The sequence below is a fragment of the Tessaracoccus lacteus genome, from assembly GCF_029917005.1.
Classification (GTDB): domain Bacteria; phylum Actinomycetota; class Actinomycetes; order Propionibacteriales; family Propionibacteriaceae; genus Arachnia; species Arachnia lactea.
In genome coordinates this window covers 59,174-77,903 of record NZ_CP123967.1, presented here as the reverse complement: position 1 = coordinate 77,903, position 18,730 = coordinate 59,174, and the positions used below count along the sequence as shown (strand labels likewise).

Annotated in this window: 12 protein-coding genes and 6 pseudogenes; 12 read left to right on the top strand and 6 right to left on the bottom strand. The window is 65.6% G+C overall.

Going from position 1 to position 18,730, the window contains the following annotated elements; translation table 11 throughout:
- Positions 1–150: 150 nt before the first annotated feature.
- The 3 genes from QH948_RS00410 to QH948_RS00400 all read left to right on the top strand — a co-directional run bounded on the left by QH948_RS00410 (position 151) and on the right by QH948_RS00400 (position 4,378).
- Positions 151–2,412 carry an alpha-galactosidase gene (locus QH948_RS00410; protein WP_281145016.1) on the top strand — a complete coding sequence of 754 codons (2,262 nt, stop codon included), beginning with the start codon at positions 151–153 and terminating at the stop codon, positions 2,410–2,412.
- 61 nt (positions 2,413–2,473) lie between these two features.
- Complete coding sequence (locus QH948_RS00405) at positions 2,474–3,481, top strand: LacI family DNA-binding transcriptional regulator (protein ID WP_281145015.1); 1,008 nt, start codon at positions 2,474–2,476, stop codon at positions 3,479–3,481.
- A 147-nt stretch (positions 3,482–3,628) separates the two neighbouring features.
- Complete coding sequence (locus tag QH948_RS00400) at positions 3,629–4,378, top strand: cytochrome P450 (protein WP_281145014.1); 750 nt, start codon at positions 3,629–3,631, stop codon at positions 4,376–4,378.
- A 203-nt stretch (positions 4,379–4,581) separates the two neighbouring features.
- On the opposite strand, the pseudogene QH948_RS00395 reads toward QH948_RS00400, so the two are convergent.
- Positions 4,582–4,833, bottom strand: a pseudogene (locus QH948_RS00395) (ISL3 family transposase); the annotation flags it as partial.
- A 259-nt stretch (positions 4,834–5,092) separates the two neighbouring features.
- On the opposite strand from QH948_RS00395, the pseudogene QH948_RS00390 reads away from it, so the two are divergent.
- Positions 5,093–6,269, top strand: a pseudogene (locus QH948_RS00390) (ISL3 family transposase).
- A gap of 352 nt (positions 6,270–6,621) precedes the next feature.
- Complete coding sequence (locus QH948_RS00385; RefSeq protein ID WP_281145013.1) at positions 6,622–7,245, top strand: hypothetical protein; 624 nt, start codon at positions 6,622–6,624, stop codon at positions 7,243–7,245.
- Between the two features lie 406 nt (positions 7,246–7,651).
- On the opposite strand, the gene QH948_RS00380 is transcribed toward QH948_RS00385, so the two are convergent.
- Positions 7,652–10,390: an nSTAND1 domain-containing NTPase gene (locus tag QH948_RS00380; RefSeq protein ID WP_281145012.1), complete on the bottom strand. Its 2,739-nt coding sequence runs from the start codon at positions 10,388–10,390 to the stop codon at positions 7,652–7,654.
- Between the two features lie 550 nt (positions 10,391–10,940).
- Between QH948_RS00380 and QH948_RS00370 the strand changes: the two are divergent.
- The 4 genes and pseudogenes from QH948_RS00370 to QH948_RS00355 all read left to right on the top strand — a co-directional run bounded on the left by QH948_RS00370 (position 10,941) and on the right by QH948_RS00355 (position 13,950).
- A pseudogene (locus QH948_RS00370) lies at positions 10,941–11,235 on the top strand (type II toxin-antitoxin system HicB family antitoxin).
- A 186-nt stretch (positions 11,236–11,421) separates the two neighbouring features.
- Positions 11,422–11,970, top strand: a complete 549-nt coding sequence (locus QH948_RS00365; RefSeq protein WP_281145011.1) for a hypothetical protein — start codon at positions 11,422–11,424, stop codon at positions 11,968–11,970.
- A 452-nt stretch (positions 11,971–12,422) separates the two neighbouring features.
- Positions 12,423–13,579, top strand: a protein-coding gene (locus QH948_RS00360; RefSeq protein ID WP_438874087.1) for an IS3 family transposase whose coding sequence is annotated in 2 segments (ribosomal slippage) — positions 12,423–12,687 and positions 12,687–13,579 — 1,158 coding nt in all. Because the reading frame shifts where the segments join, the coding sequence is not laid out codon by codon here.
- A 65-nt stretch (positions 13,580–13,644) separates the two neighbouring features.
- Positions 13,645–13,950: a relaxase domain-containing protein gene (locus QH948_RS00355; RefSeq protein ID WP_281145010.1), complete on the top strand. Its 306-nt coding sequence runs from the start codon at positions 13,645–13,647 to the stop codon at positions 13,948–13,950.
- Here the strand turns inward: QH948_RS00355 and QH948_RS00350 are convergent.
- The 3 pseudogenes from QH948_RS00350 to QH948_RS00340 all read right to left on the bottom strand — a co-directional run.
- Positions 13,925–14,242 (bottom strand): annotated as a pseudogene (locus QH948_RS00350) (transposase); the annotation flags it as partial. The gene QH948_RS00355 and the pseudogene QH948_RS00350 sit on opposite strands and share 26 nt — an antisense overlap.
- 1 nt (position 14,243) lies before the next feature.
- Positions 14,244–15,594, bottom strand: a pseudogene (locus QH948_RS00345) (IS30 family transposase).
- 125 nt (positions 15,595–15,719) lie between these two features.
- Positions 15,720–16,690: pseudogene (locus QH948_RS00340) on the bottom strand (IS3 family transposase); the annotation flags it as partial.
- Between the two features lie 55 nt (positions 16,691–16,745).
- On the opposite strand from QH948_RS00340, the gene mobF reads away from it, so the two are divergent.
- Genes mobF through QH948_RS00325 form a run of 3 tightly spaced genes read left to right on the top strand, consistent with a single transcriptional unit; the run spans position 16,746 to position 18,399 of the window.
- Positions 16,746–17,399, top strand: coding sequence for a MobF family relaxase (mobF, locus tag QH948_RS00335; RefSeq protein WP_281145009.1), 654 nt, complete (start codon positions 16,746–16,748; stop codon positions 17,397–17,399).
- A 5-nt stretch (positions 17,400–17,404) separates the two neighbouring features.
- Positions 17,405–17,545, top strand: a complete 141-nt coding sequence (locus QH948_RS00330; RefSeq protein WP_281145008.1) for a hypothetical protein — start codon at positions 17,405–17,407, stop codon at positions 17,543–17,545.
- Positions 17,542–18,399, top strand: a complete 858-nt coding sequence (locus QH948_RS00325; RefSeq protein ID WP_281145007.1) for a nucleotidyl transferase AbiEii/AbiGii toxin family protein — start codon at positions 17,542–17,544, stop codon at positions 18,397–18,399. Before QH948_RS00330 ends, QH948_RS00325 begins: the two co-directional genes overlap by 4 nt.
- Positions 18,400–18,436: 37 nt before the next feature.
- Here QH948_RS00325 and QH948_RS00320 read toward each other — a convergent pair whose 3' ends face one another.
- Positions 18,437–18,667 (bottom strand): helix-turn-helix domain-containing protein, encoded by a 231-nt coding sequence (locus QH948_RS00320; protein ID WP_281145006.1) that lies wholly within the window; start codon positions 18,665–18,667, stop codon positions 18,437–18,439.
- Positions 18,668–18,730 lie beyond the last annotated feature (63 nt).

Below are 18,730 nucleotides of genomic sequence, written 5' to 3'. Positions count from 1 at the left end.
TCGTTATCGACGGATCTTTCACGCTTGATTTTGTTCCATGGCAAGTGCAACCATGATGTCTACATGAGTAGACGACCGGCGGCCAACGGAGTGCCGCTAACTCGCCGGCCCGCTCCTCCACACAGCACGGCCAGATCCAGGAGGGATCCCATGAGCCACCCCGTCAACGCCTTCGTCACCCTGCGGTCCGAGGGGGTCGGCGTCGTCGTCGACCTCGCAGCCGGCCGCCTCCCCGCGCTCCTCCACTGGGGCGCGGATCCCGGTGAGCTCACCCTCGACGACGTCGCCACCCTCGCGCTCACCGCCGTGATGCCCGCGGCCCCCAGCATGGTCGACGACCCCACTCGGCTGGCCATCCTTCCCGAGCACTGGGCCGGCTGGGTCGGCCGTCCCGGCCTCAGCGGCTCGCGGCCCGACGGCTCGGCGTGGTCGCCACGGTTCGTGACGCACACCCTCCTCATCGACGGCGAGCCGCGCGAAGCGTCCGACGAGGCCCCGTCGCTGATCGAGCTGGGCACGGGCACCCTCACCGTCGTGGCCCGCGACGACGCGGCCGGCCTCGAACTCACCCTCACCCTCGAACTCACCGCGGGCGGCGTGCTGCGCAGCCAGGCGGCGCTGGTCAACACCGGCGACGACGACTACCGCGTCGACGACCTCATCCTCGCCTACCCCGTCCCGACCGTCGCGTCCGAGCTCCAGGACCAGGCGGGCCGATGGGCCAAGGAGCGGGTGCCGCAGCGCCGCGCCTTCACGGTGGGTTCCCACGTCCGCGAAGGCCGCAAGGGCCGCACCGGCGCCGACGCCGCGACAGTCCTGCACGCGGGTGTGCCCGGCTTCAGCTTCGCCGACGGCGAGGTGTGGGGCGTGCACGTCGGCTGGTCCGGCAACCACACGCACCTCGCCGAGCGGAACTTCACCGGCGAGCAGGTCATCGGCGGCGGAGAGCTCCTCCTCCCCGGCGAGATGGTCCTCTCCCAGGGCGAGTCCTACACCAGCCCCTGGCTCTACGGGTCCTACGGCGTCGGCCTCGACGAGGTGGCCCGCCGGTTCCACCGCTATCTGAGGTCGCGGCCGCAGCACCCGTCGTCGGTGCGCCCCGTGACGATCAACGTCTGGGAGGCCGTCTACTTCGATCACTCGCTGGAGCCGCTGCTGGAGCTCGCCGAGAAGGCCGCCGCCGTCGGCGTCGAGCGCTACGTGCTCGACGACGGCTGGTTCGGCGCCCGTCGCGACGACCACGCGGGTCTCGGCGACTGGGTGGTGTCCCGCGACGTCTGGCCGAACGGGCTCCACCCGCTGGTCAACCGGGTCAAGGAGCTCGACATGCAGTTCGGCCTGTGGTTCGAGCCCGAGATGGTCAACGAGGACTCCGACGTCGCTCGCGCGCATCCCGAGTGGATCATGGCGACCGGCGGCCGGACCCCCGTCGAGACGCGGTTCCAGCAGGTGATCAACCTCGGCATCCCCGAGTGCTACGCCCACATCCGCGACCAGATCTTCGCGATGCTGGCGGAGTACGACATCAGCTACATCAAGTGGGACCACAACCGCGACCTCATTGACGCCGGCACCCACCCGCTCGGGCGGGCCGGGGTGCACGCCCAGACCGAGGCGGTGTACCGGTTGATCGACGAGATCAAGGCCGCCCATCCGGGGCTGGAGATCGAGTCGTGCTCGTCGGGCGGCGCCCGCGTCGACCTCGGCGTCCTGCAGCGGACCGACCGAGTGTGGGTGTCCGACTGCATCGACCCACTGGAGCGACAGGACATGATGCGCTGGACGCAGCAGCTTCTGCCGCCGGAGATGCTGGGCTCGCACATCGCCTCGCTCACCTCGCACACCACCGGCCGGACCCACGAGCTGAACTTCCGAGCCGCCACCGCCCTGTTCGGGCACCTCGGCATCGAGTGGGACCTGCGCCAGGCGTCCGACGACGAACTGGCCGAGCTGGGTGAGTGGATCGCCTTTCACAAGGCTCACCGCGACCTCCTGCACGGCGGTGACCTCGTGCGCCTCGACTTCCCCGACGACTCGCTGACGGCGACGGGCGTCGTCGCCCCGGACCGTTCGCGGGCAATCTACTCGTACGCCGCGGTGTCGACCCACGTCACGAGCCTGCGAGGACGGCTCCGGATGCCCGGGCTCGACCCGGCCCGCCGCTACCGCGTCTCGCCCGTCCTCGTCGGGCGAGTGCCGTCCGGTCTGCGGCCGCCGGCCTGGTGGGGCGTCAAGCGCGATATGGCCACCGAGACCGTCGACCTCACCCATGGACGACCGCCGAAGCTGGTGCCTGTGGCCGAGGAGGCCGGGGTCGTCCTGCCCGGAAGCCTGCTCGCCTCCGCGGGCCTCATGGAGGCGTCCGTGCACCCCGACCACGCGCTGATCTACCTCGTCGACGCCGTCGACTGAGGCGGTTTCGTCCGCCGCGGGCCGCGGCCCTAGGCTTGGCCACAGCTGTGAGGAGGAGAGCATGTCGAGCGGAGCGGTGCGGACGACACGCGGGGCGACCCGCGACGACGTCGCCCGCCTCGCCGGCGTGAGTTCCGCCGTCGTCAGCTACGTGGTCAACAACGGGCCGCGGCCGGTGGCCGAGTCCACGCGACAACGGGTGCTGGACGCCATTGACAAGCTGGGGTACCGGCCCAACGCGGCGGCGCGGTCGCTCATCATGGGGCGCTCGGACCTCGTCGGGCTCGTGGTGCCGGACGTCCGCAACCCCTACTTCGCGGCGCTGGCGCAGGCGGTCGAGGTGGAGGCACGGGCTGCCGGGGTCAACCTCGTGTTGGCGCAGGGGTCGACGGGGCATCTCGCCGAGCTGGTCGAGTCGCTCAGCGGACACCTGGTCGCGGGCATCATCACCGCGGCCGCGCCCGAGCCCGCCGCCGTCGAGGTGATCCTGCGCAACAAGATCACGATGGTCCGGTTGAGCCTGGTGCCGCCCGACATCGACGCGACCTCCGTTCTGCCCGACTTCTACGAGGGCGGTCGAGAGGCGGTGCGGCACCTCATCGAGGTGCACGGACATCGGCGGATCGCCCTGGTCGCCGGGTCGGACACCCCGGACAGCCACACCGTCGTTGACGATCGCGAGCGCGCCTGGCGCGACGTCCTCGCTGAGAAGGGACTACCACGCGACGCCATTATCCGGGTCAACTGGTCGTCGGCCGGTGGCCGCCAGGCGGCGGAGCGTCTGGTGCGCGACTTCCCCGACTGCACGGCGGTGTTCGCCATGTCGGACCAGCAGGCCATCGGCCTGATCGCCGGCCTGCACCGACTCGGCCGGTCCGTCCCCGACGACATCGCGATCACGTCCTTCGACGGTTCCCCGGAGGCCGAATTCACCATCCCCCCGTTGACGACGACGAGCGTCCCGATGGCCGCCATGGCGAAAGCCGCGGTCCGGCAGCTGCTCCACCCAGGCGGGAAGGGCCAGGTGTTCACGCCGGAGCTGATCGTGCGGGCGTCCTGCGGCTGCTGACCGGCTCGGGACCCACGGATCCACGACCGAATCTGCGGCGCCGCCCTAGCCTGGAGACATGAGTGCCGAGACAGCCTGCCGTCGCATCTCCGTCAAGCCCGGGGAGGCCGATGCACCCCGGTCGAACGCGTCGACGGGGTGTGGCGGGTGCGCTCCACCGAGGCCGTCCGACAGATCCTGCGTGAACGCGATGCCACCGCACAGGCCGGTTTCAACTCCGAGTCCATCCCCGACGGGACCATGGCCGACGAGCCCATCCTCTCCATGGACGGCGAGCCGCATCGTCTCCAGCGCAGCAAGATCGCGCGCTACTTCGCGCCGAAAACCGTGGCGGCGAGGTACCGGGGGTTGATGGAATCGCGGGCCGACGCTCTGGTGGCGGAGATGGTGGCGGCCGGGCGCGCCCGGCTTGACGACGTGTCTCTGCGCTACTCGACGGAGGTCGCGGCGAAGGTGATCGGGCTCACCGACTCGCGCATCGACCGCATGGCCCGCCACCTCGAGCGCCTGTTCGACCAGCCGTCCTTCGACCCGGCCTCGTCTGAGCCGGAGGGCCGCATCGCGAGCATTGTGCGCCAGCTCCGCGGCAGCGTCCCCATGCTCTGGTTCTACCTGTGGGACGTGCGCCCCGCCATCCGTGAGCGCCGCAAGGCGCCGCAGGAGGACGTCATCAGCCGCCTGCTCAAGGAGGGCTACGGCATCCCCGCCATCCTCATCGAGTGCGTCACCTACGGCGCCGCGGGCATGGCGACCACCCGCGAGTTGATCTCGATGGCCACGCTGCACCTCCTGCGCGACGACGCGCTCCGCGCCCGCTACGTCCAGGCGGACGAGCCCGAGCGGTACGCCATCCTCCACGAGATCCTGCGACTGGAGCCCATCGTCGGGCACCTCTAGCGGCGGGCCCAACGCGGGTTCAGCTTCACCGACGGCGGCCACACCTACACCGTCGAACCGGGCGATCTGCTGGACCTGTTCATCCGCCAAGCCAACGCCGACCCGACCACCGTCGGCGACGCGCCGCTGGATTTGTGCCCGTGCGGCCACTCCCCCGCGGCATCGGGCCCGAGGTGATGAGCTTCGGCGACGGCCCGCACCCGTCGGGACAACTTCGCCCGCGGCCAGGCTGCTCTGCTCATGTCCTGACGCCACACATGCCCGCACTCGCCACACCGGTAGCGACGCACGGTGACGAGCAAGACTGTCGGCCGCTAGCCGAACGGCTCGTGCGCCAGACGACGCACCACGGTGCCACGTGGCGTTCCCTCGCAGCCGCACCGCCGGCACCACTGATCCGGCTCAACGACCCGGCAGGCCAACACGGCCCGCCTCGGCTCGATCTGTTGGCCGACGGGGACTGTACGTTTTCCGGTGTAACTCCGATTGGGCTGCCGCGGTGTTTTCGGACAGCGGAGTTGATGGTTTCTCGGCTCTTCACAGAAGGCAGTGGGTTGAAGGGGAGCGTTTGAGCGACTGCTGACCCGGGGCCCTGGCAGCGTTGGTGGGGCCGGGGTGGGGTGGGGGCCCTCGGGTTGGCAGGATGAAGGTGTCTACGCCTCATCTGATCACCCAAGGGCCCTTATCCGAAACGCTACCCCACCTTCCCTTGACATGTTCTGCCGGCTCGACCGTCTCGGGCTGACCGTGACCGCGCAGCGGGTCGAACCCGACCACACGGTCCTGCGCTGCCGGCCCACCACCGCGCCCGCGCCATGCCTCGGCTGCGGCGAGCGCGGGGTCCGCCACGACTCGGTACTACGGCGCCTGGCGCACGTGCCGTACGGCTGGAAGCCCACAATCCTGGAGATCGTCGTTCCCCGCTACCGCTGCCTGGAATGCCGCCGGATCTGGCGACACGACATCCGGGCCGCAGCTCCGTCGAAGGGGAAACTCTCCCGCGACGCGATCCTGGCCGCCGGCGCCGAGCTGCTCATCGACACCCCAGACCGGCTGGATGGGGTCACCGCGATCGGGGTGGATGAGCACGTGTGGCGCCATACCCGCCGCGGCGACAAGTACGTCACCGTGATCATCGAACTTACGCGCGCCTTGGACCGGAACCGGCCCATCGCGGTTACTGGCCGTGATCGAGGGCCGATCCAAGCAGGTGCTCAAGGACTGGCTCGAGGCCCGGACACAGGCGTTTCGAGACTCGGTGGAGGTGGTCGCGATGGACGGGTTCACCGGCTACAAGTCAGCCGCCGTCGAAGCGATCGACACCGTCGTCACCGTGATGGATCCCTACCATGTCGTGGCACTGGTCGGCGACAAACTCGACCAGTGCCGGCAACGCATCCAACACGAGACCCTGCGGCAACGTGGCCGTTTCGGGGACCCGCTCTACGGCATCCGACGCGTCGCCCGGACCCGCGCCGCGCTGCTCACCGAGAAACAGCAGCACCGCCTCCTGAAAGTCCTCACCGACGAGCGTCACGCCGCCTTCGAAGCCACCAGGAGCGTCTATCAGGACGTCATCTCCGCCTACCAAGCCGACGACCCCACCGAGGGCAAGGCGATCATGACCCGGCTCATCGACAGCCTCCAGAGCGGAGTCCCAGCCGGCCTCAACGAGCTCAGATCACTGGGCAAAACCCTGCACCGCCGACGCGACGACATCCTCGCGATCTTCGACCACCCCGGCACGTCCAACGGCCCCAGCGAAGCGATCAACGGCCTGCTGGAACACCTCCGCGGGACAGCCAGAGGGTTCCGCAACATCGTCAACTACACCGCCCGATGCCTACTCGACGCGGGCGGGTTCAGACCCATGATCCACTCACTTCTGTGAAGAGCCAGTTTACTCTCGGGACCAACTCAATACTGCGGCTCAACTGTTGCTGGACTCGCGTCTGCTCCAGGAGTTCGGAATTGTGGGGCTGGATCCGTGGCTCGATTGCGGCGGGGTCACGGTGAGGCTGCCGGGCAGTCAAGCTCCAGTGGGCGCCGGTCTAGATGCTCTACAGAAGTTGACCGGCGTGGCCCAGATTGAGTTTCAGCTCAATTCCTCCGCTCCCGTCGGATACGCCGATGAGTGATTCATCGAGAGTTGAACGCCCCCCATCAAGGTGCGAAGAGTAGATCTGGAGGATCGAATTGTGTCGAGAGCGAGAAGAAGATTGCCTGGTGTCAGGCGAGGCGGAGTGGTCGTCGCGTTCGGCGCGTTCGTCTTCATGGGCGGTGCTACAGCGGCGGCAGAGCCGAATCCCCTACCGCCAGGAGATGCCCCACCAGTAGCTTCATCTCCCAACAAGAGACAGATTCAGCCGGCATATGAGAAGGTTCTCGCTTCCCCAGAGCGAGCCGTTGAGGAATTGCTACCAGCGCTCAGTGAAGCCATCTTCGTAGATGGATACGACCAAGGCTTAGTCGGCATCCAAACCGATTATGACCATCCGTCCATCACGGTTAGGTGGCTAAATGAACCCCCCGATTTGGCGACAAGGATGATGCGAGCTGCCGATTCAGGGATTCAGGTGATCCATGAAGTCGTCAGTGGCCGGAGTAGGCAAGGCCTCGATGAAGCCGTCGCGGCTCTGAATGCTGAGGCCTCGAAGTCACACATTCTGACGCGCTTGGGAGTAGTCGGAATTGACGCTTCCGATGACAATTCGCAACTGGCCTTCAAAGTGGCCGGCCACGAACCCATCTCGCCCGAAGATGAGGCGCTTCTCGCACAGATCACCGGACTGTCCGAGATCGGCTTCCGCTATGGTCAGTCGGAAGCCGTGACGTATGCCTCTCGTCAGGATGATGCCGCTCCTTAGCGAGGCGGCGCCCGCATCCAGACCGTCCTCGGAAGCTGCACTTCGGGATTTGCGGTTCTCACGTCCGGCGGCGCTGGGCGCCTGCTGTCTGCGCGCCACTGCGATCCCACCGGCGATGGAGCGATCAAAGATGGCGTAGGGACAACGATAGCCCCCGGCGGATCCTCAGTATCAGTAGTGGGGTCAATCGACTCAATGTTGATTGACCCGACAGCCTCGCCTGCCACCAGTGCGTTGATTTATCGCGGTTCGTACGGAGCGGCGCCAGCGGCTGGGCGCCACCAGCGGCGTGGTGGTCAACGGAAGGCCTCGGCGGCTCGTCCTGGTTCAGGTGCGAGCAGCCGAGGCTCATCTGCGACTCCTTGGCGGGGCACGAACTCTGGTGGGCCCAGTTGTGGAAGTCAGGTCAGGCGAGCGGCAGAGCTTCCGCCTCCTCGGATCTGGATGGCTTCCCCCGCCTTTTAGTCTGAATGCCAGCGGCTCTGGCCCACGCCCTGAAGGCCTTGCCTGCGGCCAGAACCGTCCCCGCTGCCCACTCAGCATCGTTTGCGACAGCGATCAGCTCGCCAATGGAGGCAGGTGACGCTGCTGGATCTCCTTCCAGAGCTGCGAGACTGTCTTGACCGCCTGGCACGGTTCGCAACAACTCCAGAAGTCGCACACTGTCGAGCTTGCCGTCTGTTATCAGGCCCTCCACGGCATGCAGATTTTCGTCGCTACCCATGTGCACGGCCTTAAGCGCTAGAGCTTGCCCTGCCACCTCGCGCTCGCGCGGAGAGGCCGGGTAGGGAGTCGCCTTGCCGTCACTCAGCTCGCTCGTCATCCACCTGATCACTGGCCCAGGAGAAGAGGAGGGGAATATCGTGCGAAGTTTCCGGCGCGCAGCTCCATCAAGCAGCGTTCCGGTTCCTTGCGAACTCTCAATGGCCGCCGTTGCAGTGTTGGGGTTTATACTTCTTGCTAGGCCCGCATACGCGAACCAAGCAACGAATGTTCGGGCGTAGGTACTCCACGTATTGGTTGTACCCTCGACGGCAGGGAACACTGCGCGTAGGGCCTTCGCAAACTCGGGAATCTGAGCAACTCCTTGGCCACGTTCACACACATCCTCGAAGACAGTATGCGCACGGTGTCTCTTCAGGACGCGGGCAATCCTTCCCCGCAGTTCGAGTTCCACGTCATCCGCTTGACGGAGTTCAGGTATCAATTGAATCCGATTTGGCACCGAAGCGGCAAGCCCAAATTGACGCAATTCGCGCCCCAGATTCCAGACTACGTTCTCCGACGTGTCCCAGGCCCGCGAAATCTCCGAAACTGCTGCGTCGCCACCGCGCTTCAGCACTTCTGAGATAAGTCGACCGACGGAGCGCGGGGTTTGACGAATGATGTATGTCTCTTCGATCGGAACGCGCCCGTTAACAACAAAATCTCTGAAGGTGTCCCAATACGTGTCCAGCTTCTCACCTACTTGGACCACGAGCCGTTGGTCAAGCAACGACTGCACCAAAGCACCCGAGTGCCTCTCGGTGACTTCTTGAGCTTCGATGGGCGCAAACCTAGCAACGAACAGGAGCGCGTCCCGTTCAGCCGGACTGAGGGCGGCCAAATCGGACTCAAAGAGGTTCTGCACATTGAGCGCCTCGGCTACCAATTGTTCCTGAGTCTTGCCAGACGATATCTCTCGGATAAGGTGACCTGCAAGCTTCTTCAGCAACCAGGGCAATCCCTGACTATACTCGCGCAACCGCTGCCGAATCTCTCGACTGAGCTTAACTTCGAGGCTCTTCTCGAGGCGACCAAGGATTGTATCCACCTCTTGAGATCCGAATGGCTGCAGATGCACTACGGTTGAGCAGTTGCGAATTTCGTCTCGAAGGCGAAATGGGTGACTCTCGGTCCAATCAACAAAGTCGGTCTTCCATGCAAAACCAATGGAAACGCGGTCTTTTCCATCGGCATTCCACAAGGCAAGATCACGAAATTCTCGTGTCAGCGCCTCGTCCCTGAAGGTGTTCTCGAATTGATCGAAGACGACCACGATTCGGGCGTCACCCTTGTCCAACCAAGACGCGTCACCCATCGACTTGATCGAGCCTGCGAGTGTAGCCCATGTGGCATCGGGGGTTAGTTTCAGGATTCCAGAATCCTGTGCTTTGACGAAGGCCCGCTGAAGGACTGCGGGAATAAATCCACCAGAGACCGCGGTCCGAGAGTCGATCACGAGCCCGATTCCCGGGGCTGCACTATCGACAATCTTTAGCGCGAGCGAACTCTTCCCCCAGCCCGACTTCGCGTTCAACACGAAGGGTCCGGGATGTTGGGTTACGTGATCCACGAGCTCATTTATGGCAATCCGGCGTCCCACGAAATACCGCGGGGACGCCGGAAGTTGGTACTCGAAGTCGGACTTCGAACCCGCCACCTCAACGATCAGGGGTGGGGCGGCGGCTGGAGCGGATTTCGTGGTGGCGTGCTCGAAAACGTCAACCACGGGCAGGGAGTTGGCATACCTATGCTCCGCCAGGAGGTCGAGGGCCTCACGATGGACAGACCCCGAGGTAGCCCTCACGAGAACGCGCGAGCCTGTTTTTGTGTCAGGGTCGATCTGAAGGGCTGCGGCGTACACGCCACTCGCATGCACCACGACGGCCGGGTCGCTCGTCTGCGTATCTGACATGTCGACTGGCTGGATCTGTCTCCGTGAAATCAACAGGTCCCAAATGTCCGAGGCCGTTACTACCCGGAATGCCGGATCGTTCCCGCAGATCGCACCAGCCTTTTCTTGCGCGTTCGACGTCAATCGAGGTGTCGCGATGAAGTAGCCTTGAGTGCCGGGGTCCGTCATTCGTCGAATTGTGAGTTCCCCATAGAAGCTTGTCAATTTGTCGATGTTGACCGGCGAGCTGTACGCCTTGCATTCGGCAATCGCAGTTTGCTGATTCATTTCATGCAGCAATTCAATGTCGACTTCTGCGCCTTCTGCAGTTACGTTGAGATTGCTCACGCGCGGGCTGCCGTATCCATACAGATGCATGACCTGGGCCATGAATGATTCAAAGAGGTGACCGTAGGCATTGTTCCGAGCCGACTGTGAGTCTGCGTCAGAGAGCAGGATAATAGCTGGATCCTGAACCGTGGTCCTCATGATTACTATGCACAGCCTTCCATTGCTCCCCGCGCGACTGCTCGCAAGCCTAGCGGAGTCGACCCGAGTTCGCCTCGGCAGCACCTTTACAGCGAGGGGTGGACGGAGGGGCGCCTTGGGTGGGCATGCGTAGCGGGTCCGTCCGACCCAGCACAACCACGCGCGGTGAACGCCCCGTCCTGCCGTTCTTGGTGTGCTCCGGATCGTGAAGACAGACCGCCATAGGCTCGACGGTGGTATTGCCTGGGTACTGAAAACTATGGGACCGTCGACAAGCTCGTGGCATATATGCGTATGAAACCACGGAACGTGCGCTACGACGACCTCCACCAAGTTTCTGCGCGCACTACTTCGGTCCACCCCGCAGAACCGGCGGAGCACGCGATGTTCAAGATCCCTTGGGCCCGATGATCCACGGGTGAACATCCAGAACATCAACGGCCAGGCCAAGCCCTACCAGGTACGGCAGGTGCTGGCCGCGATCAGCAAAATGGAGGCGAAGTGATGTCCCACACCGAGACGGCCGACGTGTCCCCGATACAGCTACCGCCTGGCGTGGTCGAAGACGACGAGTTCGTCGCCAGCTGCGCCGAGTTCGCCTCACTGTCGTGGCTCGCCGAATCTCAGCCTGCTGCCTTGCAGGGGCTGGTTGACCGGGTCGTGGACACCGTGGCCGACCTCGTGGCTAAGGGTGAGGCCGTCCCCGAACCGCTGTCGGAGCGGAGCTACTCGGCAAGTTCAACCTCCGGGTGGGGGAAAGCCTGCACCGCCGCCTCGCGAGCCAAGCTGCCGAAGAGCACCTCAGCCTCAACCAGTACGTCGTGCAACGCCTAGAGGCCTCCTGAGCCACCTCTGGAACATCCGCAACTGCCGCAGCCAGCGCGTTCGATCCTGCCGATGGTCAGTGTCGGCGGGACCACGACCTACGAAGAGTTCGGGAGCCATGAGCAACTCGCGCTCATGCCACCCTTAGAGGCGCAGCGCACCCCCCGATTGCGAGGATTGTCAGTCCCCGGGGGCACGCTAGAGACGTGGATCTCTCACTAGCCGTCTCGGCCTTCTCGGCCGTCGTTTCTCTCGTCGCCCTCTTCGTGTCCGCGCGCCAGCATCTTTGGGCCAGGCGTTTGGACCGGACAGCAGAGGCGACCGATGCAGTCGTTGACGCCATCCAAGACCTGCGTACTGCGGTTTGGGCTGCTGCTCGCCAAGATCCGGATCCCGAGGCGATCTCGGAACGGATCTCTAGCGTCGACCGTGAGTGCAGGCGGTACGCCGGCACCATCCCTGCCCTTGGAGCCGTCGGCCACTCCGTGCGGGAAGCCGCGGGTAACTACCTCGGTGGTGCAGCGGGCTACGCTCTCAGCCCTCACCTGAGGGACGAACCCCGTTCCCCCCACGACCCATATTGGTGGGACATCAGCATCACCTACTTGGACTACGTCGTGCGTCAGTTGGCAAGCGGGAAATTGTCAACGAAGCGCGGCAAGGTCTCATTGACCCCATTTCACGAGTGGCGCCGGGCCGAGGATGAGGGCCACCACGCCGCCCTGAAGTCTCCTGCCGCAGAGGCAGAGAACTGAGCAATTGCCGAACATCCGCAACTGCCGCTCCTCGGACGCCCGGACGCTCGACGGCGTCGAAGCATCAGTCGTCGTTCAGCGTTTGATCGGACCACCTGAGCTTGAGGCCTGTGACACGAGCGTCGGCCTCCAGCCAGCATCAAGCAGGCACCGTCGCGGTCCCCGTTCGGTCACCGCAGGTCGAAGTCCATGGCCGAGGACGGTCCCTGTCTGATCGCCTCGGCCCCCACGCTCTCCGCAACCAAGAAACCTGCGATCTGCTCCGCTCGACCCGCGACGTACCCCATACCGGAAGCCTGCCAGCTACCCCCTGACTGGGAAGTCACACACACCCACTGCACCTTCGGAGGGTCTGTGCGCGTTAAGCAGCCGAGTCAGGGGTTGGGACTGCCCCGGGTTTGGTTGACATCAACATCTCAGGTCCGTGAGGGCCTGGTGAGAGGATGCATGTCATGCCCAAGCCCCATCCGAAAGAGTTCCGCGATGATGTGATCGCGGTCGCCCGCAAGGGCGAGGCCCCGATCGGCCAGATCGCCAAGGACTTCGGGATCAGTGAGTCCTGCCTGCGCAACTGGCTGGCCAAGGCCGATCGTGTTGATGCCCCCGCCGCAGACAACCGCTCCGCAGCCGAACTACGGGAAGCCAACAAGCGCATCCGGCTGCTGGAGCAGGAGAACGAAGTCCTGCGCCGCGCCGCCGCCTACCTGTCCCGCGACATCAACCCAAAATGATGTTCCCCTTGGTCACCGACCTGGCCCAGACCAAGGGGACGCTCCGGGTGCCGGTCGCGGTCTCCTGCCGGGTGCTGGGCTTCTCGCGGCAGGCCTACTACCAGTGGCTCGCCTGCCCAGTCTCGCAGCGCGACTGGGACGATGCACACCTGATCAACGCCGCCATCGACCTGCATGCCGAAGACCCTGGTCTGGGTTATCGCCTCATCGCCGATGACCTGCCCGAGATGGGCATCACCGCTGGTGAGAACCGAGTCCACCGGCTCTGCAAGCTGCAGCGGATCCGTTCGTTCCACTCGGTCAAGAACGGGTCATGGAAGAAGCCCGGGCCGGCGGTCCACGATGACCTGGTGCAGCGCCAGTTCCATGCCGAGGGGCCTAACCGGTTGTGGTTGACCGACATCACCGAGCACCGCACCAGCGAGGGCAAGCTGTACCTGTGTGCGGTCAAGGACGTCTGGTCCAACCGCATTGTGGGGTACTCGATCGACACCCGCATGAAGAAGCGGATCGCGATCAACGCCCTGCGCATGGCCGTCCAACGTCGCGGACCAGTTGCTGGTTGCATCGTCCACTCGGACCGAGGCAGCCAATTCCGAGCCCACACCTATGTGGCCGAGTTGAAGGTCCACGACCTCACAGGTTCCATGGGCAGGGTCGCCTCAAGTCCCGACAATGCCGCCATGGAGAGCTTCTTCGCGCTGCTGCAGAAGAACGTCCTCAACCGCCACCCGTGGACCAGCCGGGCCGAGCTGCGGCTGGCCATGATCACCTGGATCGAGAAGTCTTACCACCGCCGACGCCGCCAACGGCGTCTCGGCAAACTCACCCCAGTAGAGTTCGAAGCAGTCCATCACACGACCACACAGGCCGCCTGACCCACCCCTAGAAATCTGTCAAGCAAACTGGGGGCAGTCCCGTTCTAGTGGGCATGGTTGTGTCGTTGCACAAGCTCACCGCTGGGTCGGGGTATGACTACCTGACCCGGCAAGTTGCTGCGCACGACACGACGGAGAAGGGCCACGCGACGCTGGCCTCCTACTACTCGGAACGCGGCGAGGCGCCTGGGTCGTGGCGGGGCCGTGGGCTCGCGGGTCTCGGCGACCTTTCCGTCGGTGACGTCGTCACAGCGGAGCAGATGAGTGCCCTGTTCGGCGCCGGCTTCCACCCGAACATGCAGGCCCGCCTGTCCGCATTGAACCGCCCCAGGTTTCGTGCCGCTCTCATGTGGGGAGCAGCTCTTGGTTGAGAGCAGCGTAATGGGTGTCCTCGTACTCTGCTGGGGTGAGGTAGCCGAGGGTGGAGTGGAGGCGTCGCTGGTTGTACCAGTCGACCCAGCCGGCGGTGGCGTACTCGACGTCCGCGAGGGTCTTGTAAGGCCCGTCGCGGAACACCGTGGTGCGAATGCACTCGGCCTTGTAGAGGCCGTTGGTGGTCTCCATGAGCGCGTTATCGTAGGCGTCGCCGACGCTGCTGATCGATGGGGAGATCCCCTCCAGGGCCAGATGCTCGGTGAACCGGATCGCGGTGTACTGGGCAGGTTCAGGGGGTCGATGCAACACCGGCCTGTGGTGGGGAGGATAGCTGCTCGGCGTAGACCTCGGCAGGAGTTCGCCATCCGAGGACCTTGCGGGGTCGTCTGTTGAGGGTGAGGGCGATGGCTGCAACCTCCTCGGCGGACCATCGTGATAGGTCGGTTCCCTTGGGGAAGTACTGGCGCAGCAGGCCGTTGGTGTTCTCGTTGCTCGGACGCTGCCATGGTGAGTGCGGATCGCAGAAGTAGACCGCGACGCCAGCGTCTATCTTGAGCTGGACGTGCTGGGCCATCTCCCCGCCCTGGTCCCAGGTCAGCGACCGGCGCAGCTGCTGGGGCAGGTCGCCCAGCTGGGCGGTGATCGTGTCCCGGACGGCCTGGGCGCCGTGACCTGCCAGGGGTGGCCCGTTCTTGACGTACGGGACCTCGCCGAAGCCCCCCCCCCATCCTGGGCAGGTGCAGCAGCATCGTGTATCTGCTGGTGCGCTCCACAAGCGTCCCGATCGCTGACTTGTCCAGCCCGATGATCAGGTCGCCCTCCCAGTGACCGGGTACCGCCCGGTCGTCCGCCTCGGCAGGCCGGGCGGAGATCTTGACCTCGTCGGTGACGAAGGTGCGGCCGCTGCGGCCAGTCCTGGCGCGTGGCTCGCGCAACGCGCGGCCGGTGCGCAGGCACGCGGTCAGCTCCCGCTTCAGCGCGCCGCGGCCCTGGACGTACAGCGACTGGTAGATGGTCTCGTGGCTGACCCGCATGGACTCATCGTCGGGGAAGTCGACCTTGAGCCGGTTGCTGATCTGCTCTGGGGACCACGCGGTGCCCCAACGGCGGTCCTGCCGACGCCCGTGCCGGCGACCGGCCCAGGGTACGTCCGGGCCGGCGATCGGTCGCCCGTCGGCGTCGGTGACCGCCCCGGAGAGCTTGTCTTCCACGTAGGCGCGCAACCGCGGGTTGGTCGCCAACTTCGCAGGTTTGGGGCGCTTCGCGGCCTGCTGCGCCTTCCACTGCGCCACGCTCGCCCGGTAGGCATGCTTCCCGGCCCGCGTGGCCGCGTTACGGCGCAGCTCCCGTGAGATCGTCCCCGGGTCCCGCCCGATCGCCCAGGCGATCTCACGCACGCCGTAGCCCTCCACCTTCAGCAGGGCGATCTCCTCCCGCTCGGCGAAGGACAGGTAGCGGCCGGTGGGCTCGGCCAGACTGATCGGGCTCATCCCGCCAGCGTGGCGAAACCACCGGGACCCCACGGGCGTCGACACGCCGACCCGCTCAGCCGCCTCCTCCGTCGAGACGCCGGCGGCGATCAGTCTCCAGAACTCACGCTGCACCGCACGCGAGGGCTCCGGCCGCCCCGGGGAACGCATCGCCGGCCGCAACGCCCGGTCCGCTCCCCACTGTCGACGAGCACCCGCCGGCCGCTGTGGCCACGGCTTCCTGGAACTACCCAACACACACCTCCGTCATCGAGGTGTTGCGACGACCACTTGATTCCGCCCTGGGAGCCGGCGTCGGAGTGGCAGATCAGCTCGTCGGGGCCGACGGGGTGGCCTTGCCGGTCACGGTCCCACAACGCGATCCGAAGCGGGGTGGCGACCAGCTCGACGTGCTTGGTGGTAGCGCAGTGCCAGGCCACGATCCTTTGGGAGAACACGTCGACGATGAAGGCGGTGTAGACGAACCCGGCCCAGCTGCGCACGTAGGTGAAGTCGCTGACCCACACCTTGTTCGGGGCCGCGGCCCGGAAGTTGCGGTTGAGCAGGTCCCCGGCTCGATGCCCGTCCTTGCCCGGGATGGTGGTGCGGACCTGCTTGGTGCGCACCACGCCCGACAAGCCCAGATGCCGCATCCCGCGGTCGACCGCACCGGGTGTCGCGGCCACCCCATGGCGTCGCAGGCAGGCAAGCATCTTGCGTCGCCCGTAGAGGCCCTCAGCGGTCAACCGCCGCCGACCGCGCATGTCGAGGGTGTAGGCGATCTGTGTGATCGCTTCGACCACGGTCGCGTCGCTGAGCGTTCTGGCGGAGGGTTGCCTGGTGCGCCAGGCCCTGTAGGTGCGCGCGGCGATCTGGCAGCCCTGGTCGGACAGGACCCGGCAGATCGACTCGACCGCGTGACCTTCGCTTCTCATGGTGTCGATGAACCCCGCGATCAGCGGTTGCGGGGGTCGAGTTCCCCCACGAAGAAAGTCGTTGCAGCTCTCAGGATCGCCACGTCCTCACGGAGCCTGGCGTTCTCCGCCTTCAGCTTCTTGATCTGCTCGTGTTCCTCGCTGGTGGTCCCTGGGCGGGCTCGGTCGTCGATCTCGGCCTGCACCGCCCACCTGCGCACGGTCTCCGCGCCGACGCGTTCCTGCCGGGCAACTGCCGCGCACGCCGCCGTCAACGACGGGTACTGGCCCCGGTACTCACGCACCAACCGCAACGCCCGCTCCTTGACCGCGGGATCGATCTTCTTTGGCATAGCGCCATCCTTCCTGACTCAGAAAGAACCGGCACGAAACCTCAGGCGGTTCACATTGCCGAGCGACGCGACGAGGGCGATGGTCACCGAGGCTGCCCGCCTCGGCCAGTCCTTTCCTGTGCACGGGGCGGTCAACGAGTTCCGTCTGGAGGTGGAGAAGCGCACCGCAGCATGGCGCGTCTCGGAGGGGGTGCCGACAACGGTAACGGTGCCCACCGACGTCCGAGCCGACATCGTGAACCACGTCGCGAGGGAGACGTTCGAGGCGCGCATCGGCCGCCTGCCAACGGCCCCAGAACTGGCCGCGGAGGTGTCCCGGTTGAGCCGGCAACCGTCGACTGCGTGCGCCGGATTCGACATGACGTTCACTCCGGTGAAGTCGGTCTCGGCACTCTGGGCGATCGCCCCGCGTGACGTTGCCGAGGCGATCGAACGGGCCCACGACGCAGCGGTCGACGACGCGCTGCGCTTCCTGGAGGACGAGGCGTTGTACTCGCGCGCCGGCCACGCGGGTGTGCGGCAGATCGATGTCCGCGGCTTCATCGCAGCCTCATTCACACATCGCGATTCCCGCGCCGGCGATCCGAACCTCCACACCCACGTCGCGATTGCGAACAAGGTGGTCGAGACGAGGTACCCATCCCCGGCACAGACCAGACGATCGGGCTCTACACCCCCGAGCGATCCATCGTCGACGCGTTCCGACTGAGGGGCATGATCGGCTACGAGCTCCCCCTCGAGGCCCTCAAAGAGTGGCTACGCCGCGGAGGCAAGCCCAACCGCCTCATCGCACTCGCGAGGCAACTCCCCCGCTCGCAGGGCCCCCTCATCGCGGCCTTGGAGACGCTGACATGACCACCGGCCAAGATGTGCTGCGGAAGCTGAGAGCTGCAGCTCGTTCGACGGCGGACAAGACTGGCCAGTCGGCGCCCACGCAGGAGCTTCTGACTCGGCATCTCCTTGAATCACTCCTCGACCGGCTCAGCCGGACCGAGCACGCTCCAGACTTCATCCTGAAGGGCGGCATCCTGCTCACCGCCTATGGCGCGCGTCGCCCCACCAAGGACATCGACGCCAACGCGGTCAGCGCCGACGTCACAGCAGAGCACCTGTCCACCGTCGTCAGGGACGCCGCGGCCGCTGACGTGCCCGACGGAGTCGAGATCCACCCCGACACGATCACGATCCAGGAGATCCGCGAAGAGGGCGACTACCCCGGGTTCCGCATCCGAGCCCAAGCATCCATCGCATCCTGGGCTGGAAGCCTCACCTGGGACGTTTCCACAGGCGACCCGGTGGTTCCCCCACCCCAGCCCGTCAAGATTCCCCGCGTCATCGGCGAACCCATCGAAGTGCTGGGCTACGCGGCCGAGACATCCATCGCAGAGAAGGGCGTGACCATTCTCGAGAGAGGTATCACCAGCACTCGTTGGCGCGACTACATCGACGTTGTGCAACTCGCTCAGGCCGGTGTGGATGTCGCCGAACTGCGCCGGGCTGCGGAAGCCGTCACCCAGTACCGCCAGGTCACCCTTGAACCCATCAGCCAGCACCTTGAGGGCTACGGCGCTGTCGGCCAGGTCAAATGGGCCGCCTGGCGACGCAGACAGCGTCTCGAAGCAGTCTCGGAGGCGCTGCTCGACGATCAGGTCGCCTTGGTCGCAGCACTCCTTGATCTCATATTCGCCACCGAGCCGCCCGTGATCTAGCCGGTCCGTGGCACGAAGCCGAGTCCCGCAATTCCGGTCACCCTGCCAGGGTCTTGAGGCCGCCGGCGCTCGCGACCACGAGTTCGTCCAGCTCGTCCAAATCGACCATCACCCGGCGTCCGACGCGGTACCGGATCAGGGAACCGTCGCTGAAGCGTCGGGTCAGGGTCTTGGGGTGGACGCTGATGTACTCGGCCGCCTCCTTCAGGGAGGCCCAACGCCGGGCCCCGGCCTTTGACGTACGCGCAGAGCTGTTACGGGTGCTCATCAAGGATCCTCTCGCTCATACCCCTATGAACCCCAGCCGGGCACGTCCACCGTGAGGAGACGG

Excerpts from the sequence above, each read along its gene's own strand:
- QH948_RS00410 (WP_281145016.1), top strand. The coding sequence starts at position 151 with ATGAGCCACCCCGTCAACGCCTTCGTCACCCTGCGGTCCGAGGGGGTC.
- QH948_RS00405 (WP_281145015.1), top strand. The coding sequence starts at position 2,474 with ATGTCGAGCGGAGCGGTGCGGACGACACGCGGGGCGACCCGCGACGAC.
- QH948_RS00380 (WP_281145012.1), bottom strand. The coding sequence starts at position 10,390 with ATGAGGACCACGGTTCAGGATCCAGCTATTATCCTGCTCTCTGACGCA.
- QH948_RS00330 (WP_281145008.1), top strand. The coding sequence starts at position 17,405 with ATGATCGGCTACGAGCTCCCCCTCGAGGCCCTCAAAGAGTGGCTACGC.
- QH948_RS00325 (WP_281145007.1), top strand. The coding sequence starts at position 17,542 with ATGACCACCGGCCAAGATGTGCTGCGGAAGCTGAGAGCTGCAGCTCGT.
- QH948_RS00320 (WP_281145006.1), bottom strand. The coding sequence starts at position 18,667 with ATGAGCACCCGTAACAGCTCTGCGCGTACGTCAAAGGCCGGGGCCCGG.